Below are 456 nucleotides of genomic sequence, written 5' to 3'. Positions count from 1 at the left end.
CGTTAAGGCTTATGGATACTGCGCCGGCACAAAAATGGCCGGCGCGATTGACATTATGGAGCGCTCCGCAAGAAATCGAAGTAATCTGAACGGAAACGAAATTCCCCGTATACGCAGCGGGGAATCTACTCCACGTTACAACTACGGATTCGGTTTCGTTGCATTTCTCATGCGCATGACGCGTTGAGGCGTCCGTTTCGACATGAAACGCAACACGTCATCGAGCCTGACATAGCCCGTCCCTGCACGATCGATGTCCGAAAAGCGATCACTGACCAGCCCCCAGCCCGCTGCCTTGGCTTGTTGTTTCGACAATAGCCCGTTGGGATTGCCGCCGGTGGCTGCGGTAAAACGCTGGGCGATCTGGTTTTCCACATCTCGCGTAACGGTGCCTTCCGATGGCTTGGGCGGTTGAACCCAGCCCTCCGGCGGCAATCCCAACGGGCTATTGTCGAA

The 456-nt window shown here is 55.9% G+C and carries 1 protein-coding gene; it reads right to left on the bottom strand.

Translation table 11 applies throughout. The annotated features are described in order from the left end of the window. Positions 1–141: 141 nt before the first annotated feature. Positions 142–456: hypothetical protein (locus tag J5M67_RS28450; RefSeq protein WP_207888677.1), on the bottom strand; the 315-nt coding region annotated here is incomplete at its 5' end.

This window comes from Pseudomonas sp. 30_B (genome assembly GCF_017491605.1).
Classification (GTDB): Bacteria; Pseudomonadota; Gammaproteobacteria; order Pseudomonadales; family Pseudomonadaceae; genus Pseudomonas.
This window is presented reverse-complemented; position numbering and strand designations above follow the sequence as displayed.